General features: G+C 70.2%; 9 protein-coding genes. 2 read left to right on the forward strand and 7 right to left on the reverse strand.

Translation table 11 applies throughout. From position 1 onward, the window contains the following. Together D6689_08125 and D6689_08130 are read left to right on the forward strand one after the other, a co-directional pair. On the forward strand, positions 1 to 821 hold an 821-nt coding region (locus D6689_08125), incomplete at its 5' end, for an FHA domain-containing protein (GenBank protein RMH42452.1). Positions 822 to 827: 6 nt separating this feature from the next. Next, complete coding sequence (locus tag D6689_08130) at positions 828 to 1,244, forward strand: hypothetical protein (protein RMH42453.1); 417 nt, start codon at positions 828 to 830, stop codon at positions 1,242 to 1,244. Between the two features lie 17 nt (positions 1,245 to 1,261). Here the strand turns inward: D6689_08130 and D6689_08135 are convergent, their stop codons facing one another. The 7 genes from D6689_08135 to D6689_08165 form a co-directional block, all read right to left on the reverse strand. Beyond that, a complete protein-coding gene (locus D6689_08135) occupies positions 1,262 to 2,626 on the reverse strand; it encodes a sigma-70 family RNA polymerase sigma factor (GenBank protein ID RMH42454.1) in 1,365 nt (454 codons plus the stop codon). A gap of 215 nt (positions 2,627 to 2,841) precedes the next feature. Next, entirely contained in the window at positions 2,842 to 5,037 is a 2,196-nt protein-coding gene (locus tag D6689_08140; protein RMH42455.1) for a class I SAM-dependent methyltransferase, read from the reverse strand. Then, entirely contained in the window at positions 4,956 to 5,840 is an 885-nt protein-coding gene (psd, locus tag D6689_08145) for a phosphatidylserine decarboxylase (GenBank protein ID RMH42456.1), read from the reverse strand. Before psd ends, D6689_08140 begins: the two co-directional genes overlap by 82 nt. 104 nt (positions 5,841 to 5,944) lie before the next feature. Next, positions 5,945 to 7,357, reverse strand: coding sequence for a type I glutamate--ammonia ligase (gene glnA, locus D6689_08150; protein RMH42457.1), 1,413 nt, complete (start codon positions 7,355 to 7,357; stop codon positions 5,945 to 5,947). 54 nt (positions 7,358 to 7,411) lie between these two features. Continuing rightward, positions 7,412 to 7,750 carry a P-II family nitrogen regulator gene (locus tag D6689_08155; protein ID RMH42458.1) on the reverse strand — a complete coding sequence of 113 codons (339 nt, stop codon included), beginning with the start codon at positions 7,748 to 7,750 and terminating at the stop codon, positions 7,412 to 7,414. Positions 7,751 to 7,875: 125 nt separating this feature from the next. Further along, positions 7,876 to 8,811 carry a dihydroorotate dehydrogenase gene (locus D6689_08160; GenBank protein RMH42459.1) on the reverse strand — a complete coding sequence of 312 codons (936 nt, stop codon included), beginning with the start codon at positions 8,809 to 8,811 and terminating at the stop codon, positions 7,876 to 7,878. Next, positions 8,808 to 9,668, reverse strand: a complete 861-nt coding sequence (locus D6689_08165; protein RMH42460.1) for a dihydroorotate dehydrogenase electron transfer subunit — start codon at positions 9,666 to 9,668, stop codon at positions 8,808 to 8,810. Before D6689_08165 ends, D6689_08160 begins: the two co-directional genes overlap by 4 nt. Positions 9,669 to 9,673 lie beyond the last annotated feature (5 nt).

Genomic DNA, 9,673 nt, shown 5'->3' on the forward strand with positions numbered 1-9,673 from the left:
CCGCCGCCGCCGCGCCCAGCGCCCCCGCGCCGATGGCCGGCGCGGCGCCCGCGCCCGTGCGGTGCACGAGCTGCGGCTTCGACGTGCCCGCGGGGTTCCGATTCTGCGGCCAGTGCGGTACGCCGGTCGCGGCGCCGGTGCAGCCTCGCGTCACCGCGGACGTCGCCCCGCAACCCCAGGCGCAACCGCGACCGCACGGCCAGCTCGTCCTCATTCGCCCGGACGGCAGCGAGGGCGGCGCCCACCCGTTGCGCGAGGGCGAAAACCTCATCGGCCGCGATCACGGCGATCTGTTCGCGAACGACGGCTACCTGTCGCCGACCCACGCCGAGCTGATCCTCAACGCGGCCGGCGCGGTCATCCGCGATCTCGACAGCCTCAACGGCGTGTTCATCCGTATGACCGAGGAGGAGGAGATCGAGCCCGGACAGATTCTGCGGATCGGCCAGGAGCTTCTGCGCTTCGATCTCATCGAGCCGCCCGCGCCGACCGAGGACGGCACCGAGGTGATGGGAAGCCCGAACCCCGGCTACTGGGGGAAACTGAGCGTCATCATCGGCGAGGGAGTCGACGGCGCCGCGTTCCCGCTGCTCGGCGACAGCGTCACGCTCGGACGCGAGCGCGGCGACATCAATTTCTCCGAAGATGGGTACGTGTCGGGGTTGCACGCGCGCATCTCGACGCGCGACGGCAAGGTGTTCGTCGCCGACCTCGGCAGCTCCAACGGCACCTTCCTCAAGGTCAACGGTGAGCGGGAGGTCAAAGACGGCACGTTCATCCTGCTCGGCCAGCAACTGTTCCGGATCGCCCTGCGAAGCTGAACCCCGATGAACAGGAGGACGCGCATGGTGGACAAGCGAACGATCGCAGCCGCGGTGGGCCTGCTCGCCGCGGTGATCGTCGGGTGCGGCGAGAAGGCGGAAGGCCTGCGGATCACCGGCTACGAGCCCAAAACGGGCCCCTACAGCGGGGGCGATCCGGTGGTGTTTCACGGCAGCGGCTTCACGTCGCCCAAGGTGGGGGGAGCCGAAGTGTGGTTCGGCACCAAGCGCGCCACGAACCTGCGCTACCGCGGGGACACCGAGATGGTGGTCGACGCTCCGGCGGGCGCAGTCGGTGAAGTCGTCGACATCGTCGTGCGATTCGACAACGGCCAGCAGCGCAAGTTTCCGAAGGGCTACACGTACATCGATCCGGCTGCCGGGTTCGGCGTCGACCAGCTCGTAGAAAAGAAGGACAAGTAGCGCGGCGCACGCCCGCGCTACAGCCCCTTGCGCGCCAGCGCGCGCCGCAGTTTCGCCAGCGCCTGCTCCTGCAACTGGCGAATGCGTTCGCGCGACAGGTTGTAGCGACGTCCGATCTCCTTGAGCGTGTGCTCGTCGTCGCCGCCGAGACCGAATCGCTTGCGCAAGATGTCAGCCTCGATCGGCCGCAGCTCGGCGAGGCATCGGTTCATCTCCGCCGTCATCGCGCGAGCCGCGATCGCGTCGACCGGCGACGCGTCCACAGTCTCCGGATCCGGCAGGACTTCCGCGAGCGTGCGTCCGTCCTCGTCGTTGACCGGCCGATCGAGCGACGTCGACTGGTCGACGAGGTAGGTGCGCATTTTCTCGATCTTGGGCGCCGCGATGTTTGCCGCGTCGGCGAGTTCGTGTGACGTCGGCTGCCGCCCGAGCTTGGCGGTAAGTTCGCGGTGCGCTTTGTTCACCCGGTGATACGCGTCCAACATGTGTACCGGCAACCGCACTTCCCGCCCTTTATCGGCCAGCGCGCGGCTGATCGCGTGCCGGATCCACCAGCTCGCGTAGGTCGAAAATCGAAATCCACGCCGGTAGTCGTACCGTTCTACCGCCTTCATCAGGCCGATGTTGCCCTCCTGGATCAGGTCGGCGAGCGACATGCGCCCATAGTTGAAGCGGCGCGCGATGCTCACGACCAGGCGAAGGTTGGCGCGGACGAAGTCGTTTCGCGCTCGGGCCGCACCGCGGTGCGCGTCCCGCACGCGGGCGACGTAGCCGCGGAACGCCGCGCTGTCGCGCCGGATGCGGACGCGGCGACTCGAGCCGCGCGGCGCTTCGCCGGCAGCAATGCGCTCGATCTCCGCCAGCGCCGCCTCGGAGTGCCGATGATCGACGTCGAGGGGGCGCAGCGCCGCTGCCGCCTTCAGCGCCGCCCGCCGGAGGCGGGTCCGGTTTGCTTTCGCGTGCGACCGTCGCGCATCGGCGGCTGCTCGGCGCACCGCGCGCAGCTCCTCGACCGGATGCCCAAGGCTCGCTTCGATGGCGTCCGCCACGACGTCCGCGAGCGGCGGATAGGTCAACATCCGCTCCCACGCGAGCAGTTCGAGCGTCTCGATGTCCTTGGCCGCAACAAATTCCTGCTCCGGCGGCATGACCTCGAGGTCCGCCATCTCGCGGAAGTACGCGGACAGAAACCCGCCGTCGGACTGCGGCCGCGCAGCCGGCGCATCGTTGGCCGCGCGGCGGGCGCCGCGCCGCGGCTTGATCACGGGGGCGGCGCCGCGCCGGACGGTGCGGCGGGGTGCGGCGCGCGAGGAGCGTTTCACTGCGGTCGTGGCCATCGGTTCCATTCCGGGCTCCGGGAAGGTCGCGGGTGCCGGGCCCATAGGATTGGACGCCTCACGAGCCGAAACGTTTTGCCGAAGTGACTGCGCACGCGCGGTCGAGCCGGAGCCTCGTCGGTCAAACTATCGTCGCGCAATCGCTATTCCCCCGCCGTGACGCACGCCGCAGGCTCGCGCCGACTCGGCGCGTCACGCCGGCCAACATCGCGAGACGACGCGGCCGCGGCCGATCGCCCGCGGGGGACTACCGCAGCGCGTCAGCCGCCCGTTCCGGGTTTGGTGTGCTCCTCGCCGTCGCCGCGGGGCCCGCGCTTTTCACACACGACCACCAGTTCGCGCGAATGGGCGCCGAAGAACCGCCCCCGGGTGTCCATGCTGCCGGAGATCTCGATGACGCGGAATCCGGCTGCGTGTAGCAGTTTGCCGAACTCGTGCAACGAATACGCGCGCATCGAGATCTCCTGTTCCAGCTGGCGGCCGTCGTCGAACACGACCGATCGGCTCGACACGATGCGCGACGAAAAGTAGTTGAACTCGACCTCCTCGAGCACGACGCAACCGTCCCCCTCCCACCACACGCGCGACGGCAGATCGGCGATGAGGTAGTCGCGATTGAGCACCTCGACGACGAACCGACCGCCCGGCTTGAGCGCGCGAGCCACGGCGGCCGCAGTCTTCTTGTTCGTCTCGTCGTCGAAATAGCCGAAGGTCGAAAACAGGCAATAGGCGCCGTCGAACTGGTTTTCGAACGTGAGTTCGCGCATGTCGCCGTGAACGAAATTGATCGTGAGGCCGCGGCGCTGCGCCTCGTCGGCCCCGCGGATCAGCAGCGGCAGCGACAGGTCGAGCCCGACGACGTGATAGCCGCGGGCCGCGAGTTCCATCGCGTGACGGCCATAGCCGCAGCCGAGATCGAGCAGGTGCGCCCCCGGCGGCACCGACAGGGCATCGACGACGAACGCCGCCTGCCGCTGCGTCTCGCGCGGCGTGAGAAACGGCAGCGTCCGCAGATAATCCTCGTCGAAGATCTCCTCGAACCACGGCTTGGCCTTGCGCGCGCCGCCGCGGGTGCCGACTGCCACCGGCGCGGGCGGCGGCTTCGGCGGAGCCGCGGTCGGCGCGGCCGCGACGCGGGGCGGCGGAGCGGGCGGACGAGGTGGCGGCGCCGCTTGGGCGGGGGGCGCGGACGCCGCGGGCGCCGGCGGGGGAAAAACCGCCGGTTCGCCGCCAGCGCCGGCGGGCTCGTCGCCTTCGACGACGCCGGCCGGCTCGTCGACCTCGACGACGTCGGCGGGCTCGAGTTCCTCGACCGGTTCGAGGATGGTCTCGGCGCGCGCGGGCGCGGCCGGCTCGGCGTCCGCCACGGGCCGGCCGGACGGCGCGGGCACCGCCGCGGCCGTGCCGTCGCGGTCGGCACCGCGGTCGGGCGCGGCGTCTGGCGGTGCACCGCCATCGTCCCCGGGCCGCGCCGCGGTCGCCGCCGGCTCCGGCATCGCCCCCGCGTCGAACTCTTCGATCAGGTCGTCGGTGAGCAACTCGCCGCTGTCCGATGCGTCGCCCGGTTCGACGGTGCCCCCGATCGCCTCGGCAGCCGCCTCCTGCGCCGCGGCATCGGCCTGGAACGCGGGCGGCGCGACGGGGGCCGGCGCCGCGCCGGTGCGCGTCCCCAGCGGCCCCGGCTCGGCGCCGACATTCGGCCGAAGATCTACGGGGCCGGCCGAGACGGCGGCAGCGGCGCGCGGTGCGGACTGCGGATTCGCGACGCCCCCGCCGGCGATCGCGGCCGCGCCGGTCGCGACCGCCGCGACGCCCGCGGTCGCGCCGTCTTCCGCGTCGAGGTCGACGTCGATCGGCACGTCGTCCTCGTCGTCGTCCTCGTCCTCGTCGTCGCCGGCACCTCGCCCGTCGTCGCGCATCGAGACGTCCGGCCACTCGCCCTCTGCCTCCTCGCCCTCCGCCTCGATGTCCTCGTCGGTGATCGTCGGCATGACGATCGTCTTGCGGTTGTCGATTGCGACCGGTGCGGACCCTGCGTCCGCCGCGGCGTCGGCGCGCGCGTCGGTCGGCGCCGTGTTGTCCGCCGCCAATTCGGCGTCCGGCACGCCGCCGGCGGGCGCGCCCCCGCGACCGCCCGGCAACTCGCGCCGCACCTCGCCGTCCGCCGGTCGCACGGGCAGCGCCGGGCCGCCGGCAGCCGGCACGGAAACCGCCTCCGCGCCGGCCCCCCCGGGTTCGCGCCGACCGCCGCCCTCGCGTGCGACCTCGGCAGACGGCGCGGACCGGGTGGGACGCGGCACGTTGTCCGACGGCACGCGCAGTCCGGCTTTGCGCCGGCGGCGCTTGCGGTCGCGGTCGTCCGCTTCGCGCGCCATCAGCTCGCCTCCCGCCTCCGCTCGGCGCGCAGCCGCGCCAGCGCCTCGCCAAACCGAATCCGATCGCCGGCGCGCACGCACAGCTCGGCCGCTCCGGGCGGGAACACGACGACCACGGTGGAGCCGAGGCCGAAGTAGGCCAGTTCGTCCCCGCGCCGGCACGCAATCGGCGGCGTACATTGCACCGAGCCGGCCGCGACCTGCTCGCGATCGCCGGCGACCACGACGAGGTGGCCGACGGCCGCCGCGCCGACCAGCACGATCGCGATCGTCCCCGCCGCCGATCGAAGGCGCACCACGAGGCGCTCGTTGCGCGCGTACAGATTGGGCACACAATCGGCCCACCGCGGACTCACGGGCAGCCGGGCGCCGGGCACGTGCGTGTAGCCTTCCAGCTCGACGTCGCACGGAGCGTGCACGCGATGGTAGTCGCGAGGTGACAGATAGATGGTTGCATACGCGCCACCGGCGACCGCCGCGGCGACCTCGCGGTCGGCAAGCAAATCGGCCAGCGCGTAGCGTCGCCCCTTCGCCTGCACCAGGCGGCCGTCGGTCGCGCGGCCGGCCGCCGTCACCAGCCCGTCGCACGGCGACACGGCGACGTCGTCGCCGCCGGCGAGCGGTCGCGCCTGCGCACGCAAGCGCCGCGCAAAGAACGCACCGAATGTCGGGTAGGCGTCGAGCGGCCCGGCGACCTCGTCGAGGCGCGCGCCCACCGCACGCGCGAACACCGTATAGATCGGTCCTCGCAGCGAGCGCGGCACCGTACGGCGCGCCCCCCACCCGACCGCGAGTGAGTACAGCCGGTCCGGAGCGACTATCGAGCTGAGATTCACGCGGGGCGCCCCCGAGCAGTGTCGAGCGAGGCTCGAAGCCGTTAGTATAGGAAATCTCTAACAAAACAACAACTCGCGGCGTCGCAGCCGAAAAGGCGACGCGGGCCGAGGCGATGCCCCGACCCGCGTGCGCCGCGACGGCTACCCGCCGTCTACACGTCGTAGTACAGCGAGAACTCGATCGGCGTGGGCCGCAAACGAACCTCGTTGACCTCGTTGTCGGTCTTGTACGAGATCCACGCGTCGAGCAAGTCCGGCGTAAACACGTCGCCCTTGAGCAGGAACGAGTGGTCGCGCCGCAGCGCGTCGAGCGCCTGGTCGAGCGTGAACGGTACGTGCGGCACCTCCTTGAGTTCTTCCGGCGACAGCGCGTACAGGTCCTTGTCGAGCGGGTCGCCCGGGTGGATGCGGTTTTCGATGCCGTCGAGGCCGGCCATCAGCATCGCGGCGAACGCCAGGTAGGGGTTCGCTGACGGGTCCGGCGACCGGAACTCGATGCGCTTGGACTTGGGCGACGCGCCCACCACCGGAATGCGAATGGCCGCCGACCGGTTGCGCGCCGAGTACGCCAAGTTCACCGGCGCCTCGAATCCGGGCACGAGCCGCCGATAGCTATTGACCGACGGGTTGGCGAACGCACAGATCGCGTGGGCGTGCTTGAGGATGCCGCCGATGTAGTAGAGCGCCGTCTCCGACAACCCGGCGTACCGATCGCCGGCGAACAGCGGCTTCTCCGCTTTCCACAGCGACTGGTGGGTGTGCATCCCGTTGCCGTTGTCGCCGAACAGCGGCTTGGGCATGAACGTCACCGTCTTGCCGGCGGCGCGGGCGACGTTCTTGACGACGTACTTGTACCACATCAGTTTGTCGCCCATCGCGGTGAGGGTGTCGAACTTCATGTCGATCTCGGCCTGCCCGGCCGTCCCCACCTCGTGGTGGTGCGTCTCGACTGCGATGCCGACCCGTTGCATGGTCAACACCATCTCCGTGCGGAGATCGGTGTACGTGTCCACCGGTGACACCGGGAAGTAGCCGCCCTTGAACCGCGGCTTGTAGCCCTTGTTGCCCCCCTCCTCGGGGGCACCGGAGTTCCAGCGGCCCTCGCTCGAGTCGACTTCGTAGAAGCACATGTTCGCCGCCTCGTCGAAGCGGACGTCGTCGAAGATGTAGAACTCGGCCTCCGGCCCGAAGTACGCGGTGTCCGCGATGCCGGACGCCTTGAGGTATGCCTCGGCGCGGCGGGCGAGGCTGCGGGGACAGCGGCCGTACGGCTCGCGCGTAATGGGATCGACGATGTCGCACGTGAGCGACAGGGTCGGCACCTTCATGAACGGGTCCATCTGCGCGCTAGCCGGGTCCGGCAGCATGACCATGTCGGAGTTGTGAATCGCCTGCCAGCCGCGGATCGACGACCCGTCGAACCCGAACCCCTCCTCGAGTCCGGCTTCGAGGCGATCGATCGGGAACGTGATGTGCTGCCACGCTCCCGGCAGGTCGATGAACTTGCAATCCAGCATCTTGGCCCCGTTGTCCTGGGCGAACTTGATCACGTCGGCTGGCTTCATGAATGTGTGCCTCACTTTGTTCGGTCGTGCGAAAAACGAAACGTGAACCTCGAATCAGATCGCGTCCGGGCCGGTCTCGCCGGTCCGGATGCGGATGACCTCGTCGACGGGGGTCACGAAAATCTTTCCATCGCCGATGCGCCCCGTCTTGGCCGCCTCCGCGATGGTGGAGATCACCTGGTGGACGTTGTCGTCGGCGACGATGATTTCGAGCTTGACCTTGGGCACGAAGTCCACGACGTAGGCGGAGCCGCGGTAGACCTCCTTCTTGCCGCCGGTTCGGCCGAACCCCTTGACCTCGGTCACGGTCATGCCGTGGACGCCGATTTCGCTCAGGCTCTCTTTGACCTCGTCGAGCTTGAACGGCTTGATGATCGCCTCCACCTTCTTCATGTCCGATCTCTAGCGCGGCGATTGTTTCGCGCAGGTTTCGCGGCGGTTAAAAGTCCCCGGGCCGGCACGCCGCCGCCGGATCCCGGGCGTTCGACCCCGAAATTGCGCGGAGTTGGCCGCTTGCCCTATCCGGACACGTCGAGCGTGCCGACGAGGTCGGCCACCCGCGACACGCCGAGTTCGGCGCACAGGGCGGCCAGCTCGTCGACCATGCGAGCCGCGGCGTCCGGATCGGTGAAGTTGTGCGTTCCCACCTGTACGGCCGTCGCCCCCGCGACGAGAAACTCGGCGGCATCCTCCGCGGTGCGGATGCCGCCGATCCCGCAGATCGGCAGCCCGATGCCCGCGCGTGCGACCTGATACACCATGCGCAGCGCGATCGGCTTGATCGCGGGGCCGCTCAGTCCACCGAACACGGTGCCGATGCGCGGCCTGCGGGTCCGCACGTCGATCCCCATCGCGGTGATCGTATTGATGACCGACAGGCCGTCGGCGCCGGCGTCGGCGACCGCGCGCGCGAGCGCGACGATGTCGGTCACGTTCGGCGTGAGCTTCACCCAAAGCGGCAGTTGGGTCGCCCCGCGGCATGCGCGAACGAGCTGCCCAGCGACGACCGGGTCCGTGCCGAACTCGACGCCGCCCTTCTTGACGTTCGGGCAGCTGATGTTCATTTCCAGGGCGTCGATGCCGCCGCCGGCGGCGCGGTTTCCCTCGTCGAGGCGCGCGGCGCACTCGACGTACTCATCGAACGTCTCGCCAAAAAAGTTGACGATACATTTTGCCCCGATGCGTTTGAGCAACGGAAGCTTGTCGGACAAAAACGCGTCCACCCCGACGTTCTCGAGGCCGATCGAGTTGATCATGCCGCACGCCGTCTCGCACATGCGCGGCGTGGGGTTGCCGAACCGCGGCCGCGGCGAGATCCCCTTTGTGACGACGCCGCCGAGTTTGTCGAGATCCGTGAGTTCGGCAAACTCGCCCGCGTAGCCGAACGTCCCGGATGCGGTGAGCACCGGGTTGGCGAACGTGACCGTACCGAAGTGAGTCGTGAGATCGATCATCGTACGCGAACTCCGTCGACGTCGTGCGCGGCGTCCAGCGGCGCCGGCTCGCCGGCGTAAGGCCCGGCGAGGTCCGCCAGCGGCAGGACGGGACCGTCGGTGCACGTGTACCGGTAGGGCCGGGACCGGCACGGCACGGCGCACGCGAGGCACGCGCCGATGCCGCACGCCATCTCCCCCTCGAGGCTGAGGTATCCGTCGAGGCCTCGCGCGCGGCACAGGCGGGCGACCGCGCGCAGCATCGGCTCCGGCCCGCAGGCGAGCACGGTCGGCGCGCCGCCGGCAGCCGCGGCGGCTTCGACGGCCGCGGTGACGTAGCCGCGGACGCCGCGCGAGCCGTCCTCGGTTGCGAATACGACGCGACACCCGGTCGCCTCGATCGCGTCGACCAGCACGAGATCCTCCGCGCTGCGACCGCCATAAAACAGCGTGATGCGATCGGAACAGCCGGTCGCGCGCGCCCGCGCCGCGTGCATCAACAGCGGCGCTAGCCCGACGCCGCCGGCGACGAGCCAGTCGTCGCGATCGGGCCGCGGCTCGGGGAAGGCGGTGCCGAGCGGCCCCAACACGGCCAACCGCTCGCCCGGCGTCGCGCGCTCGAGCAGCCGCGTCGCCTTGCCGACCGCCTTGACGAGCAGGTCGACGACGCCGTCGCCGCGGATGGCGAGCAACGAGAACGCCCGCGGCAACAGCGGATCGGCGCCCCAGTCGCCGCGCACCATGACGAACTGCCCCGGGCGGGCAGCCTCCAGCGACGCGCAGCCGCCGAGCCGCAACACGCACGTGTGTGGCGCGAGTCGGATGTTGTCGACCAGCGTGGCCTCGAAGTAGCGCACGGCCGACCTATACCACGCCACCCGCG

This window comes from Deltaproteobacteria bacterium (assembly GCA_003696105.1).
Taxonomy (GTDB): Bacteria; Myxococcota_A; Polyangia; order Haliangiales; family J016; genus J016.